Source organism: Streptomyces sp. NRRL WC-3626 (assembly GCF_000718785.1).
GTDB lineage: Bacteria > Actinomycetota > Actinomycetes > Streptomycetales > Streptomycetaceae > Streptomyces > Streptomyces edwardsiae.
Genome location: NZ_JOCA01000011.1, coordinates 22,464 through 39,971, shown reverse-complemented (window position 1 = coordinate 39,971; position 17,508 = coordinate 22,464). Strand labels below are relative to the sequence as shown.

Here is a 17,508-nt window from a genome sequence, read left to right as displayed (position 1 = left end):
AGGTGTTGCCGCACCGCGCGGACCGTGATGCGGCCCGCCTGGGCCACCGACGAGAGGCAGAGAGAGATGGTCTACAGCAAGCAGGAAACGGCGGGCGCCCCGACGTGTTGTCACGCGGCCAGGTAATGCAGGTCCCCGGTTGCGTCGACGCTTGATGTGAGGCTGTTTCCCATGTTCGATCCGGTCATAGCGCCCAGCGGTACGCTGCTCGGCCTGCTCCAGCGGGGCCGCGGCGACGGCACGCTGCACGCGCTCACCGCCCCGCGCTCCGAAGCGCTCGCGGCGCTGAACCACTGTGTGCTGCGCGACCCGCGCCACGACTGGCAGGTGGAGAACCGCTCCCTCTACTACGCCCGCCTCTACCTCGATCTGCACGGCGACCTGGCCGCGATCGAGGCCCACCTCTTCGACCCCGAGGACGTCCTCGACACCGACGAGTCCCGCACCGGACTCGCCCTCGCGGTCCTCGGGCACCTCGCCTCCTACGGCAGGCCGGACGCCCTCGGCCTGTTGCGCAGGTACGCGGCCCACGGCACCAACTGGGCCTGGGCCCTGGACGAGCTGGCCCTCAGGGACGACGACGCGGGGCTGCGGGCCCTGGCCGTCCCGGTCCTCGCGCGGTTCACCACCGACCCCGAGGGCGAGGCGGAGCTCGCCGCCACCGTTCGCGACGCCTTCGAACCGCGGCCCTGGCGCCTGTGGGCCGACGATCCCCGCGAATCCGTCGCCAAGCGCGTGCGCGCCGCCCAGGAGGCCGGGTCCTTCGACCGCTGGCAGCGGCAGATGCGCCCCGGCGGGCCCCGCCCCGGCTGGAGCGTACGGGCGGTCTTCGAATGGGCCCAGGAAGGCGTCGAACGCGGCGCCGCGCTCCATGTCCCGGCCGCCCGATGTCTCGCCGCCGTGGCCGGCCCCGAGGACCGGCCCGAGATCGTCCGGGCCGCCCAGGACGGCACCGAGGGAGCCCGGTGCACCGCCCTGCGCTATCTCGCCGACGGCAACGATCCCGAGGCCCTCGACCTGATCGAGGCCGCCGTGGCCACCGGCTCGACGCCCGTGGTCGAGGCCGCCGTCGACGCCTTCGAACGCATGCGCAGTCTCGCGGCCGTCGACCGTGCGCGCGGCTGGGCCCGCCGGCCCGACCCGCTGGGCGCCGCCGCGGGCCGCGTCCTCGCCTGCCGGGGCGGGCTCCAGGACCGCGACCTGGTGCTCGCGGCGCTACGGGAGGCCGTACGGGGCGAAGGTCCCGACGCGCCCACCCTGTGGACCCTCGTCGACGGCGCCGGACGCCTCGGCATCACCTGCGCCGCCCCCGTACTGCGCCATGTCTACCGCGAGACCGCCTCCTCCCATCTGCGGGGCCGCGCCGCGCGCGCACTCGCCGCGACCGACCCCTCCTACGGCACCGGCTTCGCCGTCGAGTGCCTGTGGGACTGCGAGGAGACCACCCGCGAGATCGCCGCCCGGCACGCCGAGACCGGCGACACCCGCGTCGTCGAACGGCTGCGCAGGCTCGCCGCGGACCCGGCCGAGGAGGCCGAGGTGCAGACCGCCGTACGCAGCCGCATCGGCCCCGAGGGGACCGCCGTGTGACCCCCTCCCGCCCGCGCGGTGTGAACGCCGGGTGACCCGCGGGTCAGGTGCGCGTGGATGCCGCCTGACCTGCACGGGTGAGGGAGTCAACGCTCACGGGGCGTTCCCCGTGAGGAAAGATCCACGTTGACGTGGCCACGTCCGGCGCGGCGACAACACGGTTATGCGTGTCGTCATCGTCACCGAGTCCTTTCCCCCCGATGTGAACGGCGTGGCCCACTGCGCGCTCCAGACCGCCCGGCACCTCGCCGCGCGCGGCCACAGCCCCCTCGTCGTCGCCCCGCAGGTCGCGGGCGCCGACCCCGGCGACGGGGCACCCTGCCCCGTCGTCCGCGTCCCCTCCCTCCCCCTCCCCGGCTATCCCCAGGTCCGCGTCGCCCTCCCGAGCCGGCGCCTGGCCGCCGCGATCGCCGGGCACCGGGCCGACGTCGTCCATCTCGCCGGCCCCTTCGTCCTCGGCGTACGAGGTATGGCGGCCGCCGCCCGCCTGGGCCTGCCCGCCGTCGCCGTCTACCAGACCGACCTCGCCGGATACGCCCGTACGTACATGGGCGCCGGCGAGGCGGCCGCCTGGCGGCGCATCCGCTCCGTGCACACCGCCGCCGACCTCACCCTGGCCCCGTCCGGCGCCGCCCTGCGCGACCTCGAGGCACACGGCGTGCCCCGGGTCCGGCTGTGGCCGCGCGGTGTGGACACCGTCCGCTTCCGGCCGGACCTGCGCGACGAGGCACTGCGCCGGACCCTCGCCCCGGACGGCGAGCTCATCGTGGGCTACGTCGGCCGGCTCGCCCCGGAGAAGCAGGTCGAACTGCTGGCCGAGGCCGGCACACTGCCCGGTGTACGGGTCGTGATCGTCGGCGACGGGCCCAGCCGGCCGGCCCTGGAACGGGCGCTGCCCCGCGCGGCCTTCCTCGGCCGCCGTACCGGGGACGACCTCGCGCGGATCTTCGCCTCACTGGACGTCTTCGCCCACACGGGACCGTTCGAGACCTTCTGCCAGACCGTGCAGGAGGCGATGGCGAGCGGCGTGCCCGTGGTCGCGCCCGCCGTGGGCGGCCCGCTGGACCTGGTCGCGCACGGCCGCACCGGGCTCCTCGTACCCCCGCGCGACGCCACCGCCGTACGCGACGCGGTGTGGTCCATGGCCGCCGATCCCGCCCTGCGGGCCGCGTACGGGGCGGCGGGGCGCAGGGCGGTCGAGGGCCGCACCTGGGCCGCCGTGGGCGACCGGCTCATCGGCCACTACGACGACGTCCTCGCCGGACGCAGAACGGCGGTGGCGGCATGAACGCCTCCCTGCGGATCGTGCGGCTGGCGAACTTCGTGGCACCCGCGTCCGGGGGGCTGCGCACCGCGCTGCGGGAGCTCGGCAAGGGCTACCTGGAGGCGGGGCACCGGCCCGTGCTCGTCGTCCCCGGAGAACGCGAGAGCGACGAGGAGACCGGGCAGGGCAGGGTGATCACCCTCCCCGGCCCGCTGCTGCCCGGCACCGGCGGCTACCGCGTCCTCACCGACTGACGGCGGCTCGCCGCCCTGCTCCAGGACCTGGCCCCCGACCGGCTCGAGGTGTCCGACCGGACGACCCTGCGCTGGACCGGACGGTGGGCACGGCGGGCCCGCGTCCCGGCGGTCATGGTCTCCCACGAGACCGCCGACGGCGTGCTGCGCACCTGGGGGCTGCCCGAACCGGCCGCCCGGCGCACCGCGGACGCCCTCAACACGCGTACCGCACACGCGTACACGCGCGTGGTGTGCACCACCGAGTACGCCGAACGGGAGTTCGTGCGCATCGGGGCCCGCAATGTCGTACGGGCCCCACTGGGCGTCGATCTGGTGGAACGCCACCCCGCGCTCCACGACCCGGGGCTGCGGGCCCGGTACGCGCGCGTGCCGGCGACGCTGCTCGTGATGTGCTCCCGGCTCTCCCCGGAGAAGCGGCCCGGGACGGCACTGGACGCGCTGGAGGCACTGCTGCGGCGCGGGCGGCGGGCGGCGCTGGTCGTCGCAGGCGACGGGCCCCTGCGGGCGCGGCTCGAACAGCGCGCGCGGGAGCGCGGACTGCCGGTGACCTTCCTGGGACACGTGCGCGACCGGGCACTGCTGGGCGCGCTCCAGGCGTCCGCCGACGTGTGCCTGGCACCCGGGCCGGCCGAGACCTTCGGGCTCGCCGCGCTGGAGGCGATGGCGTGCGGCACGCCCGTCGTGGCGAGCGCGTCGTCGGCGCTTTTGGAGGTGATCGGCCCGGCGGGCGCGGTCGCCGAGGACCGGGGGGAGGCGTTCGCGGACGCCGTCGAACGGCTGCTGGAGCGGGCGGAGCCGGCCCGGCGCGAGGCGGCACGCGCGCGTGCGGAGCGTTTCGGCTGGGATACGGCCGTGGCGGCCTTCCTCACGGCCCTCGACGCACCGGTGACGCCGGTACGGCAGGCCGTCCCCCGGGGGCTGTCGTGAGACCGCCCCTGTTCGTGGCCCTCGGGGACTCGCTGACCGAGGGCGTGGGGGACCGGACCGGCGGCGGACGGCGCGGCTGGGCCGCGCTGCTCGCACCGTCGCTGTGCGCCGGGCCCGTACGGTTCACCAACCTCGCGGAGAGCGGGGCACAGACGCGCGACGTGCTCGAACGGCAGCTGCCGGCCGCGCTGGCGCTGCGGCCCGACCTCGTCTCCGTCGTCGTCGGCGTCAACGACACCCTGCGCCGCACCTTCGACATCCGGGACGTGGCGGCCCGGCTGGACCAGGTGTACGCGGCCTGCACCGGGCAGGGCGCCCTGCTGCTCACCGCCTGCCTGCCCGATCCGGGCGGGATGCTGGGACTGCCGGGCGCCCTGGCCCGCCCGCCCGCTCGCCCGGCGGCAGCGGGCGGTGAACACCGTGGTGCACGCCCTGTCCGACCGGTACGGCGCGGCGCATCTGCACGCCTGCGAGGGGGACTGGATTGGCGACCGGGCGATGTGGAGCGCTGACCGGCTGCATCCCGGTGAGCCGGGACACCGTCAACTGGCCGTACGGTTCCACGCGCTGCTGACGGAACGCGGTGCCGCGACCGGGCCCGCACCCTCGCCCGAACCCGACTCCCCGGCGCCCACCAGGTGGGAGAGCCTGCGCCGGCTGGCCACGGCCGGCACCGGCTGGGTGGCCCGCCGCTGCACCGACCTCCTGCCCCAGCTGCTCTCCCTGGCCGTCGACGAGATCCGCCACCACGCACGCGGCACCACCGTCCGCCTCGACCTGCGCACCACCACCGCCGTCTCGGCGGCCCTGGCCGCCCTGTCGACGGGGGAACGCCGTCCGGGGGCCGTTTGACCGATCCGCGGCCCGGGTGCCATCCACCGCGCCTGCGGTACGGAGCCGGAGGGCGTGACGCCCCGTGCCCCGGGGCGTCATGCACCGCCCGCCCGCCGGCCGCGTCGTACGGCGATGAAGCGGACCGGGGTGCCCGGAGGCGACTGGGCGGCGGCCGGGAGGTCGGCCGGGTGGGCGACCGCGATCACCGGGTAGCCCCCGGTGGTCGGATGGTCGGCCAGGAAGACCACCGGCGTCCCGTCGGGCGGGACCTGGACCGCGCCCAGCACCATGCCCTCGCTGGGGAGTTCGTCGTGCCGGGCGCGTGACAGGGCGGGCCCGGTCGTCCGCAGTCCGATGCGGTTGCTCGCCGGGGACACGTGGTACGCGCGGGACGTGAACAGCCGTAGCGCTTCCGGGGTGAACCAGTCGTCGCGCGGGCCCGGCGTCACCCGCAGCACGAGCTCGCCGGGCGGCGCCGGCTGCGGCGCGGCGTCCACCCGCGCGAGGCGCTCCCCGGGCGGTCCGAGGGGGAGTACGGCACCGTCCGTGAGGGGCGCAGGGCCGAGACCGGACAGCAGGTCCGTGGAGCGGCTGCCGAGCACCGGTTCGACGGCGATCCCGCCGGAGACGGCCACGTACGCCCGTACACCGCGGACCGCCGCCCCGACGTCCAGCACGGAACCGGCGCGCACGCGGACCGGCGCGCCCCAGGCGGCCGGGCGGCCGTCCACGGCGACCGGGCAGGGCGCCCCGGTGACCGCAACGGTGACGGTCGAACGGGGCCGCAGCGAGCAGCCGCTCAGGGTCGTCTCCAGGACGGCCGCGTCCGGCGGGTTGCCGGCCAGCCGGTTGGCGAGCGCCGCCGCCGGCCCGTCCAGCGCCCCGGAACGCGGCACACCCAGATGGGCGTGGCCCGGACGGCCCCGGTCCTGCACCGTGGTCAGGGCCCCCGCGCGCACGACGGCGAGCGCACGGTCCGTCATACCGCGGCCACCGGGACGAAGCGCACCCGCGTGCCGGGCGAGAGCAGCGCCGCCGGCACCCGCGCGTGGTCCCACAGCACGGCGTCGGTCGTACCGATCAGCTGCCAGCCGCCCGGCGAGGACCGCGGGTACACGCCCGTGTACGGCCCCGCCAGCGCCACGGACCCGGCCGGGACGGCGGTGCGCGGAGTGGACCGGCGGGGCACGTCGTAGCGCTCCGGCAGACCGGTGAGGTAGCCGAAGCCGGGCGCGAACCCGCAGAAGGCGACACGGAATCCGGTACCCGCGTGGATCCGGGCCACCTCCCGCGCGCGGACACCCCAGTGCGCGGCGACGTCGGCGAGGTCCGGGCCGTCGTAGCGCACCGGGATCTCGACCGTCCCGCCCGCGCGCGCAGGCACCGGCGGCAGCTCGCGCGAGGTCAGCTCGGCGGCCAGCCGGGCGGGATCGGTGAGGCCGTCGAGCAGCACCGTGCGCGCCGCCGGGACGATCTCGCCGACCGGCAACGACCCCTCCGCGCGGCGCCGCAGCAACTCCGCGTGGAGCCGCTGCGCCTCCTCGCCCGAGGAGACCTCGACGAGGAGGGCGTCCTCGCCGACGGGCAGCACCCTCATACGAAGGCCTCCACCCGGACCCCGGACGCCTCCAGGGCGGCCCGCACACGCCGCGCCAGATCCACCGCCCCCGGTGTGTCCCCGTGCAGGCACAGGGAGCGCGCCCGCACCTCGATACGCCGCCCCGACCGTGCGTCGACCTCCCCGCGGCGGGCCAGGTCCACCGAGCGCGCCACGACGGACTCCGCGTCGGTGACCACGGCGCCCTCCTGACGGCGCGGCACCAGCGTGCCCTCGTCGGTGTACGCCCGGTCGGCGAACGCCTCCGCGACCACCGGCAGCCCCGCCTTCCCGGCGAGTTCCAGCAGCCGCGAGCCGGGCAGGCCGAGCACCGGCAGCGTGGCGTCCGCCAGCAGCACCCCGTCGACGACCGCGCCGGCCTGTTCCTCGTCACGCACCACCCGGTTGTACAGCGCCCCGTGCGGTTTGACGTATGCCACGCGGGCGCCCGCCGCGCGCGCGAAGACCTCCAGTGCGCCGATCTGGTAGGCGACCTCGGCCGCCAGTTCGGCGGGTGGCACGTCCATCGCGCGCCGCCCGAACCCCGCCAGGTCCCGGTAGGAGACCTGGGCGCCGATCCGCACCCCGCGCGCGGCGGCGAGCTCGCACACCCGGCGCATGGTGACCGCGTCCCCGGCGTGGAAACCGCACGCCACGTTGGCGCTGGTGACCACGGACAGCAGCCGCTCGTCGTCGGTGAGGCGCCAGCGGCCGAAACCCTCGCCGAGGTCGGCGTTCAGATCGATCGACGTCATGAGTCCTTCGTCTCTCCCGTTCTCGTACGGCAAGGGGCCGGTCAGACCACGCGGAACTGCTCGTCGCGGGCGTCGCCGAGGAACATCTGTCCCGGCGCGTGCGTGAGGGCGAACGGCGGACGCGAGGCCATCACCGCGGCCTGCGGGGTCACTCCGCAGGCCCAGAACACCGGGATGTCGTCCGGCTCGAACTCCACCGGGTCGCCGAAGTCCGGACGGCCGAGGTCGTCGATGCCCAGCCCCGACGGATCGCCGCAGTGCACGGGTCCGCCGTGCACCGCCGGCAGCAGACTGCTCTCCCGGATCGCCGCCGACAGATGCCGCGGCGGCACCGGCCGCATGGACACCACCATCGGCCCGCTCAGCCGTCCGGCCGGACGGCACTGCCAACTCGTCACATACATGGGAACGTTCCGGCCCTGCTCGATGTGCCGGACCGGCACGCCCGCCGCCGTCAGCGCCGACTCGAAGGTGAAACTGCAGCCGATCAGGAACGACACCAGATCATCGCGCCAGTGCGCCCGCACATCCGTCGGCTCGTCCACCAGCTCACCGTTCTCCCACACGCGGTAGCGCGGCAGATCGGTGCGCAGATCCGCGTCGGGGGCGAGGACGGTGGCCGTCGACCCGGCGTCGGTGACGTCCAGGACCGGGCAGGGCTTGGGATTGCGCTGGCAGAACAGCAGCATGTCGTACGCCCAGTCGGCGGGCACCGAGATCAGATTGGCCTGGGTGTGTCCCGCGGCCACACCGGCCGTGGGGCCCGCCAGCCCCTCCCGGAAGCGGGCGCGCGCGGTGCGCGGGCTCCACGCGTGTGCGTGCGCGTCGACGAGGGCCACGGGACGGTCGTCCACGGTGGTCGGCGTGCGGTCGTCGGTGGGGGTCACTCCAGTTCCTTTCCGCGTGTCTCCGGCAGCCCCAGCAGCGCCAGGGCCGCGAGGCCGTAGCCGATCGCGCCGAAGACCAGTGCCCCGCCCACGCCCCAGCTGTCGGCCAGGAAGCCGACCGTCGTGGGGAAGACGGCGCCCACGGCACGTCCGGTGTTGTACGTGAAGCCCTGTCCCGTACCGCGCACCGCCGTCGGATACAGCTCGCTCAGATAGGAGCCGAAGCCGCTGAAGATCGCCGACATGCAGAACCCGAGCGGGAAACCGAGCACGAGGATCGCGGTGTTGGCGCCGCTCGGGATGTTCGTGTACGCCAGCACGCAGATCGCGGACAGCAGCGCGAACAGCCAGATGTTGCGCCGGCGGCCCAGCCGGTCGGTGAGGTAACCGCCGGTCAGATAGCCGATGAAGGCACCCGAGATCAGAAACGTCAGATAGCCGCCGGTACCGACCACCGACAGGTCGCGCTCCGTCTTCAGATACGTCGGTACCCAGGTGGCGAGGGTGTAGTAGCCGCCCTGGACGCCGGTGGAGAGCAGCACGGCGAAGAGCGTGGTGCGCAGCAGTCCCGGCGATCCGGGGCGGCTCCGCCGGAAGATCGTCGCGAAGGAGCCCTTCCGGGCGTCCGCCTCCCGCGCGGCTGCCGCCTCGGGCGCGTCCTGCACACTGCGGCGCACCCAGACCACGAGCAGCGCGGGCAGGGCACCGGTCCAGAACAGCACGCGCCAGGCGAGGTCGTCGTCCGCCAGCGAGAAGACGACCGTGTAGACGATCACGGCCAGGGCCCAGCCGACGGCCCACGAGCTCTGGACCGCCCCGAGGGTGCGGCCCCGGTGCCTGGCGCTCGCGTACTCGGCGACCAGGATCGCGCCGACGGCCCACTCGCCGCCGAAGCCGAGACCCTGCAGCGCGCGGAACACCAGCAGCGTCTCGTAGTTGGGCGCGAAGCCGCAGGCGACGGTGAACACCGCGTAGGTGATCACCGTCAGCAGCAGTGCCTTCACCCGGCCGATCCGGTCCGCCAGCACGCCGGCGAGAGCACCGCCGACCGCGGAGACGACCAGGGTGACGGTGGTGAGCAGTCCGGTCTGGCCGCTGTTCAGACCGAAGTACGCCGACAGCGCGACCATCGTCAGCGGCAGTGTGAAGTAGTCGTACGAGTCCAGGGCATAGCCGCCGAACGCGCCGCCGAAGGCGCGCCGGCCGCGCGGACCCAGGGCGCGCAGCCAGCCGAACGCCCCGTCGTCCAGGACGGGTTCGGACGCCGTGGCGGGTGGGGTACCGGTCGCGGTCCGCTGTGAAGGGGTCGTGCTCATGGGCACCTCGCAGAGGGGGGACGGAGGGTGCGGGCAGAACTGAGCCGTGCGCAGCAAGGTAGAGGATCGTTGAACGATCCTTCAATACCCCTGTTGTCTCGTACTTCTGTGTGCGATTGAATTCCGGGCATGACGGAGCAGTTGAGCGGACTGGCCGGCGACCGCGCCCTGTTGGGCCGTACCAGTACCGCCGAGCGGGTCGCGGACATCCTCAGGACCCGGATCGCCGAGGGCTACTTCCCGCCGGGGACGCGGCTGTCGGAGGACAGCATCGGCGGCGCGCTCGGCGTCTCCCGCAACACCCTGCGCGAGGCGTTCCGGCTGCTCACGCACGAACGGCTGCTCGTCCACGAACTGAACCGGGGCGTGTTCGTCCGCGTGCTGACGGTCGAGGACGTCGAGGACATCTACCGCACCCGCCGGCTCGTCGAGTGCGCCGTCGTACGCGGACTCGGCGAGCCGCCCTACGCGCTCGACGCGCTCGCCGAAGTGGTGGAGCAGGGGCGTTCGGCGGCCCGCGAAGGTGACTGGAAAGCGGTGGGTACGGCCAATATCCACTTCCACCGGGAACTGGTGGCCCTCGCCGCGAGCGAGCGCACGGACGAGCTGATGCGCAGCGTCTTCGCCGAACTGCGGCTCGCCTTCCACGTGGTGGACGAACCCCGGCGGCTGCACGAACCGTACATCGCCCGAAACGCCGGCATTCTCCAGGCGCTGCGGGACGGCGACCGCGACCGGGCCGAGGCGCTGCTGGCGGACTACCTCGAGGTGTCGCTGGAGCGGGTCGTCGAGGTGTACCGGCGGCGGGTCGGCGAGGACGCCCAGGACGGCTGAGCACGGGGTGTGACGATCGTCGCGCCGGGGCGCAACCCGGTCGTTTGGGTTGTTGTCAGACCGAGGACCTAGTCTGTGCACCGTGACTTCGCCTGCACCGACGGACAGCGTTCCGCCCCAGCTCAGCGCGGGGCCGCGGCCCGCGCCGGGCCCGGCCGCCGACGAAGGGCTGGCGCGGCGGCTGCGCGCGCTCGCATGCACCGCCCCGCTGCACGACCTCGACGCCCGCAAGGCCAACCTCGCCGGTGAGTACTCGGTGTACGGCATGGCGGAGATCGCCCTCGCCGGCATCGACCTCGTCACCCTGAACATGGACTTCGACACGGGCGCGGACCACGACCAGATAGTCGCCCGGCTCATCCCGCGCATCGCCGCCCAGGCCCCGCGCCGCCCCGCCGCGGAGCACGAGCGGGTGGCCCGCTGGGTCCTGGAGAACCTGATCAACGTCGGCAGCGTCGACCGAGGCTTCCGCGCGGTGTACGGCGTCTTCGGGGCGGACGGCACCTATGTGCGCCGCGACTACGACTTCAAGCTGATCGAAGAGGTCCCCGGCCCCGGCGGCACGGTGTACCTGCGCACCACCGACGAGGCGGTCAACGTCCTGGTCGGCGCCCTGGACACCGACGTCACCAGCGCGCAGATCGCCGCCGAGGTCAAGCTGGAGGTGCTGATCAGCCGGGGCAGGCTCGCCGACGCCCAGCTCGCCGCCGAACAGGCCCGCTACCGGACCGTGCAGTACTCCGAGACCCTCCGCCGCGCCCTGGACGCCACCCGGCGCAACGTCCGCGCGGTGGACTGGCTGACCGCCGTACCCGACATGATCACCGAGGCCCTCGACCATGTGGCGGACCGCTACCGCCACGAGAACGCGATCCTCACCAACATCCGCAAGGCCCGCGACGAGACCGAGGACCCCGAGCACAAGCGCCGGGCGGCCGAACTGGTCGACATCGTCAAGGACTGCATCAGGCGCCACACCCAGCTGCAGTCCCGGCTGCTGGAGGCCGGCCCGCTGTTCCGCGCCGAACAGGACCGGCAGGCCTTCGCCACGCCCACGTCCGTCTCGGGAACCGACCTCTACGGCCATCTGCTGGCGCCGCTGCTGCCGCTGCCCGTGGAGCGGGCGGCCCGGGTCACCGACGCCTTCTTCGCCCACGGCACCGGACTGCGCACCCCGGTCTCCGTCCGGGTCGCCGACCTGGTCGAGATCCTGCTGACCCCGCCCGTGGAGCGGGAGCACCTCGGCGCCGAGATGCCCGAGCCCGACCTGATCGCCACGCCCGACGACAGCCGCTTCAGCGAGGAACAGCTGGCGGCCGCCACCGAACTGCTGGACCTCCCGGCCGACGCGCCGCGCCGGCTCTCCGGCCTCCTCGCCGACGCCCGCCTGCGGGACCCCGAACTGCCCTACCTGGTAGCCCTGCTGGCCGTCCACGCCGCCAGCCCCCCGGTCGGCACCGCCTACCGCCAGGGCGAACGGAGGCTGCTGTTCGCCGTGGACGACGGCGCCGAACTCGACGACCCGGAGTTCGGCGGCGCCGACCTCATCGTCGGCACGGCCCTGCTCGACGCGGCCGGCATGGCCGCGGACCGCACGGAGGCGGCATGACGCAGAACGCCGACCGTACCGACGTATCCCACGACGAGGAGCCCCGACCGTGACCGAGCACGTCGAGTGGAGCGAGCCGGAGGGCCCGGCCGCGCCGGCGAGCACCGCCGTCACACCCGCCGACGCCGCCGACGCGGCACGGCTCGTCGCCTTCGGCCTCCAGCCCAGGCTCCAGCCCGCCCGCGACCAGGAGTACGCGGACCTGCTGCGCCGCTACCGCGAGGACCCGCCGTTCGCACGGCTCGCCGACGCCGTGGCCACCGGCCTCGGACTGATCGTGCTGGAGGTGTCCCCGCGCGCGGGCATGGCCGTCACCGCCGCCGAGGACTCCGTCTTCGCCGTCCGCATGGGCGACTACGCGCGCCGCACCTCCGCGGACGGCAGCGACCGCTTCCTGCACGGACTCGCCCACCTCGCCGTCGCCGCCATGGCCTTCCCGCGCCCCGAGGACCTCGCCGACGACGGCTACATCGGACGTGTCACGGTCAACGGAGTCGACGCCTTCGTCCGCCAGGCCTGCCACCGTCTGGAGGAGCGGGCCGCCGAGCAGGGCGAGAACACCGACCCGGCCAGCGAGGCCCCCGGCCTGGAGGCCGCCTGGCGGATCTGGGCGCGGCGCAGCGCCACCGGCGCCACCAAGGACGCCCGCCGGCTCGCCGGATCCACCACCGGCATCATCGCCAAGGCCGTCGGCTTCCTCACCGACTCCGGCTTCCTGCAGCGCACCGGCGACGACAACGGCGGTACGTACCGCACCACGGCCCGCTACCAGCTCCAGGTCCGCGACATGGCCGGCGGCGCCGCCATGGCCGAACTGCTGGAACTCGGCGTCGTCCCGGTCACCGACGGCACCCCCACCCTGCTGCCGCCGCAGGACGCCGACGACCTCGAACTGGTCGCCGACGCCGGCCTGCCCTTCCACTCCGCCTGAACCCCCCCCCACGAAGCCTCACGAGAGTCCGCCATGTACGAGCTGTCCCGGGTCCGCCTCTACTCCATCGGGCCGGCCGGTGCGCGCTACGCCGACACCGTGCTCGACCTGCGCGGTGTCGGCGGGCCGGTGCCCGCCCCCGCCCCGGCGCAGGCGGAGTTCTTCCAGGAGGAGCCCGTCGGACCGCCGCGCCGGCCCGCCCCCGCCGGGGTGCTCTTCCTGGAGAACGGCGGCGGCAAGTCGGTCCTGCTCAAGCTGATCTTCTCCGTGATGCTCCCGGGCCACCGCAACACCCTCGGCGGCGCGAGCTCCGGAGTGCTGCGCAAGTTCCTGCTCGCCGACGACTGCGGCCATGTGGCGCTCGAATGGCAGCACGTGCTGACCGGCGAGTGCGTCGTCGTCGGCAAGGCCAGTGAATGGCGGGGCCGCCAGGTCTCCAACGACCCGAGGAAGTTCGCCGAGGCCTGGTACTCCTTCCGGCCCGGCCCCGGTCTCAGCCTGGACAGTCTCCCCGTCGCCGAGTCCACGGCCGTACGGCCGCCCGTCGAGGGCCAGTCGGGCGCGCGGGGACGGCGTCGCACCATGAAGGGCTTCCGCGACGCCCTCACCGAGGCCGGGAAGAACTACCCGCACCTGGAGGTGCACTGGGAGGAGATCCACGAGCGCTGGACCGAACACCTCGGCGACCTGGGACTCGACCCCGAACTCTTCCGCTACCAGCGGGAGATGAACGCCGACGAGGGCGAGGCCGCCGGGCTCTTCGCGGTCAAGAAGGACTCCGACTTCACCGACCTGCTGCTGCGAGCCGTCACCGACACCCGCGACACCGACGGACTCGCCGACCTGGTCGGCGGCTTCGGCAACAAGCTCGGACGGCGCGCCGAACTGATCGCCGAACGCGACTTCACCGCCGGATCCGCCGACCTGCTCGGCCGCATCGTCGAGGCCGCCGACGCCCGCGCCCGCGCCCGGGAGATCCACACCACCGCCGAACGCCGCACCCGCACCCTGGCCCGCAGACTCTCCGCGCGCGGTGCCCGGGAACGCGTCCGCTCCGCAGACCTCGCACAGCGGGTGACCGCCGCCGCGTACGCCGTCACCCACGCCGAGTCCGCGCGCGAGCACAGCGCGCTGATCTCCGCCGAACTCGCCTACCGGCACGCCTCGCTGGCGCTCGCCGCCGCCGAGAAGTCCGCCGCGGCGCAGAAACGCGAACTCGCCGACGCGCGCACGCTCCACTCGGCATGGCAGGCCGCCGAGGCCGTACTGCGCCACCGTTCCGCCGCCGACCGGGTGACCCGCGTCTCCGCCGCGATCCAGGAGGCCGAGCGGGACGCGGCACCCGCGCTGGCCGCCCGTGCCAAGGCCGCCATCGACCTGGTCCGCGCCCTGCACACGGCCGCGCAGAACGCCGAGAACCTCGCCAACGAGGAGGAGGAGCGCTCCGCCGCCCTCCAGGAGGTCAGCGACGGCGCCCACCGGGATTCCACCGCCGCGGCCACCGCGGCCCAGCGGGCCCGCAGCGAGATCGGGCATCTCCGCCAGCGGCTCACCGAGGTCGAACAGGAGACCGCCGAGGCGGTACGGGCGGGCTGGCTCGACGACAGCGCCCCCGACGCCGATCCGGCCAGGGCCGCCCTCGCGGCCAGCGACGCGGAGAAGACGGCCGTCGCCGCCTGGGACACCGCCCGCGAGGCGGCCCGCCGGGCCACCGAGCACGCGCGGGAGGCGGCCGGCGCCGAGAGCCGCGCGGAACTCACCGCGGCCCGCGCGGCGGACGCGGCCACGGCGGCCGAGCGCGCCCACGAGAGCGAGCGCCGCACCGCGGAAACCCTCGCCGCCGAGGAGCGGCCGGCCGAACTGCTCGGCCTGCCGCGGGCTTCCGGCGGGCGGCGGGCCGCCCTGCCGGGGCAGCGTACGGACACGGACCACGCGGGAGGCGACACCGACACCGGGCCCACCCCGGGTGAAGGCCGCCTGACCGTCGAGGATCTCGACCGGTTCGCCGACGACCTGAGGGAACTGCTCGACGACGCCGTCACCTCCGCCGAACGGCAGCTCTTCGACCTGCGCACCGCCGCCGCCGACGACGCCCGCATCCTCGGCGCCCTCGGCGACGGCGGGCTGCTGCCGCCCGGTCCCGACGTGCTGGCGACGGTCGAGTTCCTCGGCGAGCACGGCATCCCGGCCCTTCCGGGCTGGCGCTATCTCGCCCAGGCCGTCGATCCCGCCGATCACGCCCGTGTGCTCGCCGCCCGCCCCGAACTGGTCGACGGCGTCATCATCACCGACCCCGACTCCCACCTCCGCGCCCGTGAGGCGCTGAGCGACGCCGCCCTGCTGCCCCGGTCCGCCGTCGCGGTCGGCACCGCCGCCGCCCTCCTCGCCCCCACCCCCGCGCCGGGCTCCGACGCCGGGGACGTCTTTCTCGTACCGCCGAACCCGGCCATGCACGACGAGCACGCCGCCGACGAGGAACGGCAGTCACTGCGCGCCCGGGCCACCGAGCGGGACGAGGACATCCGCGCACTCGCCGCCCGGCTCGGCAAGGACCGGGAGCTCGCCGCCCGGCTCGCCTCCTGGCGCACCGGCTGCCCCGCCGGCCGGCTCGCGGAACTGGCCGCCGCGGCCCACGAGGCCCGGGCGTTCGCCGAGGAGTCCGAGGCCGAACTGGCCGAGGCGCGCACCGTGCGGGCGGAGGCCGAGGAAGCCGCCGCCGAGGCCGTCGCCGTCCGTGACGAGCGGCAGGAATCCGCCCAGCGGGCCCGGCGCGCGGCCGACGCCCTCGCAGGACTCGCCTTCCGGCTGCGTGAACGGGCCGGCTGGCAGGGCAGGCTGCGCGAACTCGCCGACGACGCGACCGAGGCGGAAGCCCGCGCCCAGAGCTGTCTGGAACGGGCGCGCGCCGCCGACGAGGACCGGCGTGGCGCCCAGCGTGCCGCCGACGACGCCCGCCGCACCGCCCGCGCGCTGCGCGCCGAGCGCTCCGAGATCGCCGGCGCCCCCGACGACGTGCCCGAGGACGGCACCGAAGCGTCCCAGTCCTCCCTGCCCGCCCTGCGTGAGGCATACCGCGCCGCCTCCCAGGTGTACGAGAAGGTCGGCGTCGGCGCGGACCTGCGTGCCGAACAGGCCCGCGCGGAGAGCGACGAGAGCGCCGCCCGCACCGAACTGGACCGGCTCAGCAACAAGGTCCGCACCCGCGCCGAGCAGCTGCTCCAGTCGCCCGACGGCTCCGACGGGCCCAGCCGGCAGGCCGCCGCCGCCCGCGCCGAGGAACTGGTGCAGCTCCTGGAGACCCGGATGTCCAGCGCCAGCGAGCAGCTCGGGCGACTGCGCGGCGAGGCCGAACGGCTGTCACCCGAGGACGGCGAGGCGCACACCGAACTCCCCGGGGAGCTGGTGCCGCGTGACGCCGAACACGCACAGGCCCTCCTGCGCACCGCCACCACCGAACTCGCCTCCCACAGTGGCGCCCTGGACCAGGCCCGGGAGGCCCACGCCGAACTCCTCGACGCCCACCGCGCCGCCGAGGAGGCGGCCGGCGGCTTCGACGAGATCGCCGCCATGCTCCGCGACCTGCTGCGCGAACACGCCGGTGACGAGGAGCAGGAGGAGACCGAGCCCTACCCCGGCGGCCTGGACGACGCGCGGCAATCCGCCGCCGAGTCCCGCCGCTCGCTGCGCGGCTGCGCAGCCGACCTGTCCGCCGTCGAGTCCGCCGTGCGCGAGGCGAGCGACATCCTCGTCCGGCACGCCAACTCCACGCGCTACGAGCAGGTCCGCACCCCCGCACGCCAGCAGATCCGCGAACTGCCCGCCTCCGCGCTGCCCGAGCACGCCCAGAAGTGGGCGGACGCCTTCGCGCCCCGGCTGCGCGTCCTCACCGACGAGCTGGAGCAGCTGGAGCGCAACCGCGACTCGATCGTGGACCGGCTGCGAGGTCTGGTCGAGTCGGCGCTCGCCACCCTCCGCTCGGCCCAGCGGCTGTCCCGGCTGCCGGAGGGCCTCGGCGAATGGTCCGGGCAGGAGTTCCTGCGCATCCGCTTCGAGGAACCCGACCACGCCACCCTCACCGAGCGGCTCGGAGAGGTCGTCGACGAGGCGACTCGGGCGGCCGTCAGGAAGAACTCCGACCTGCGGCGCGACGGCATGTCCCTGCTGCTGCGCGGCGTCGCCGCCGCCCTCCAGCCCAAGGGCATCGCCGTCGAGATCCTCAAGCCCGACGCGGTACTGCGCGCCGAACGCGTCCCCGTCGGCCAGATGGGCGACGTCTTCTCCGGCGGCCAGCTGCTCACCGCCGCCATCGCCCTGTACTGCACCATGGCCGCCCTGCGCTCCAACGACCGTGGCCGGGACAAGCACCGCCACGCAGGCACCCTGTTCCTCGACAACCCCATCGGCCGCGCCAACGCCACCTACCTGCTGGAGCTCCAGCGCGCGGTCTCCGACGCGCTCGGCGTCCAGCTGCTGTACACCACCGGCCTGTTCGACACCACGGCACTCGCCGAGTTCCCCCTGGTCATCCGGCTGCGCAACGACGCCGACCTCCGGGCCGGGCTGAAGTACATCAGCGTGGAGGAGCACCTGCGGCCGGGGCTTCCCCAGCAGGACCCGGGCGAGGAGGCGCACAGCGAGATCACGGCGACCCGCATGTTCAAGCGGCCTGCGCCGGCGAGCGGCTGATCCGGCCGATCCGGCGTCACC

General features: G+C 74.8%; 11 protein-coding genes and 2 pseudogenes. 8 read left to right on the top strand and 5 right to left on the bottom strand.

Annotation, left to right across the window (positions count from 1 at the left end):
• The first annotated feature begins 171 nt into the window (after positions 1-171).
• From IF28_RS0118725 to IF28_RS36425, 4 genes and pseudogenes are all read left to right on the top strand, one after another.
• Complete coding sequence (locus IF28_RS0118725; protein ID WP_030221442.1) at positions 172-1,590, top strand: HEAT repeat domain-containing protein; 1,419 nt, start codon at positions 172-174, stop codon at positions 1,588-1,590.
• 163 nt (positions 1,591-1,753) lie between these two features.
• Positions 1,754-2,878 (top strand): glycosyltransferase family 4 protein, encoded by a 1,125-nt coding sequence (locus tag IF28_RS0118720; protein ID WP_030221440.1) that lies wholly within the window; start codon positions 1,754-1,756, stop codon positions 2,876-2,878.
• Positions 2,875-4,038: pseudogene (locus tag IF28_RS36430) on the top strand (glycosyltransferase). The gene IF28_RS0118720 and the pseudogene IF28_RS36430 overlap by 4 nt, the downstream one beginning before the upstream one ends.
• Positions 4,035-4,890, top strand: a pseudogene (locus tag IF28_RS36425) (SGNH/GDSL hydrolase family protein). Before IF28_RS36430 ends, IF28_RS36425 begins: the two co-directional pseudogenes overlap by 4 nt.
• 77 nt (positions 4,891-4,967) lie before the next feature.
• On the opposite strand, the gene IF28_RS0118705 reads toward IF28_RS36425, so the two are convergent.
• The 5 genes from IF28_RS0118705 to IF28_RS0118685 are packed head-to-tail and all read right to left on the bottom strand — an operon-like array spanning position 4,968 to position 9,427.
• Positions 4,968-5,855, bottom strand: a complete 888-nt coding sequence (locus IF28_RS0118705) for a biotin-dependent carboxyltransferase family protein (RefSeq protein WP_030221438.1) — start codon at positions 5,853-5,855, stop codon at positions 4,968-4,970.
• On the bottom strand, positions 5,852-6,469 hold the full coding sequence (locus IF28_RS0118700; protein ID WP_030221435.1) for a 5-oxoprolinase subunit B family protein: 618 nt from the start codon (positions 6,467-6,469) through the stop codon (positions 5,852-5,854). The genes IF28_RS0118705 and IF28_RS0118700 overlap by 4 nt, the downstream gene beginning before the upstream one ends.
• A complete protein-coding gene (locus tag IF28_RS0118695; RefSeq protein WP_030221434.1) occupies positions 6,466-7,224 on the bottom strand; it encodes a LamB/YcsF family protein in 759 nt (252 codons plus the stop codon). The genes IF28_RS0118700 and IF28_RS0118695 overlap by 4 nt, the downstream gene beginning before the upstream one ends.
• Positions 7,225-7,265: 41 nt before the next feature.
• A complete protein-coding gene (locus IF28_RS0118690) occupies positions 7,266-8,111 on the bottom strand; it encodes a putative hydro-lyase (RefSeq protein ID WP_199809014.1) in 846 nt (281 codons plus the stop codon).
• Positions 8,108-9,427 (bottom strand): MFS transporter, encoded by a 1,320-nt coding sequence (locus IF28_RS0118685; RefSeq protein ID WP_030221430.1) that lies wholly within the window; start codon positions 9,425-9,427, stop codon positions 8,108-8,110. The genes IF28_RS0118690 and IF28_RS0118685 overlap by 4 nt, the downstream gene beginning before the upstream one ends.
• 129 nt (positions 9,428-9,556) lie before the next feature.
• On the opposite strand from IF28_RS0118685, the gene IF28_RS0118680 reads away from it, so the two are divergent.
• From IF28_RS0118680 to IF28_RS0118665, 4 genes are all read left to right on the top strand, one after another.
• Positions 9,557-10,261: a GntR family transcriptional regulator gene (locus tag IF28_RS0118680; RefSeq protein WP_030221427.1), complete on the top strand. Its 705-nt coding sequence runs from the start codon at positions 9,557-9,559 to the stop codon at positions 10,259-10,261.
• 82 nt (positions 10,262-10,343) lie between these two features.
• A complete protein-coding gene (locus IF28_RS0118675; protein ID WP_030221425.1) occupies positions 10,344-11,870 on the top strand; it encodes a hypothetical protein in 1,527 nt (508 codons plus the stop codon).
• 49 nt (positions 11,871-11,919) lie between these two features.
• Complete coding sequence (locus tag IF28_RS0118670) at positions 11,920-12,801, top strand: hypothetical protein (protein ID WP_030221424.1); 882 nt, start codon at positions 11,920-11,922, stop codon at positions 12,799-12,801.
• Between the two features lie 33 nt (positions 12,802-12,834).
• Positions 12,835-17,487, top strand: coding sequence for a hypothetical protein (locus IF28_RS0118665; protein ID WP_030221423.1), 4,653 nt, complete (start codon positions 12,835-12,837; stop codon positions 17,485-17,487).
• Positions 17,488-17,508 lie beyond the last annotated feature (21 nt).

What these genes read in the sequence shown, in the direction of transcription:
- IF28_RS0118720 (WP_030221440.1), top strand. Translation starts at nt 1,754, where the DNA reads ATGCGTGTCGTCATCGTCACCGAGTCCTTTCCCCCCGATGTGAACGGC.
- IF28_RS0118695 (WP_030221434.1), bottom strand. Translation starts at nt 7,224, where the DNA reads ATGACGTCGATCGATCTGAACGCCGACCTCGGCGAGGGTTTCGGCCGC.
- IF28_RS0118705 (WP_030221438.1), bottom strand. Translation starts at nt 5,855, where the DNA reads ATGACGGACCGTGCGCTCGCCGTCGTGCGCGCGGGGGCCCTGACCACG.
- IF28_RS0118685 (WP_030221430.1), bottom strand. Translation starts at nt 9,427, where the DNA reads ATGAGCACGACCCCTTCACAGCGGACCGCGACCGGTACCCCACCCGCC.
- IF28_RS0118665 (WP_030221423.1), top strand. Translation starts at nt 12,835, where the DNA reads ATGTACGAGCTGTCCCGGGTCCGCCTCTACTCCATCGGGCCGGCCGGT.
- IF28_RS0118680 (WP_030221427.1), top strand. Translation starts at nt 9,557, where the DNA reads ATGACGGAGCAGTTGAGCGGACTGGCCGGCGACCGCGCCCTGTTGGGC.
- IF28_RS0118700 (WP_030221435.1), bottom strand. Translation starts at nt 6,469, where the DNA reads ATGAGGGTGCTGCCCGTCGGCGAGGACGCCCTCCTCGTCGAGGTCTCC.
- IF28_RS0118725 (WP_030221442.1), top strand. Translation starts at nt 172, where the DNA reads ATGTTCGATCCGGTCATAGCGCCCAGCGGTACGCTGCTCGGCCTGCTC.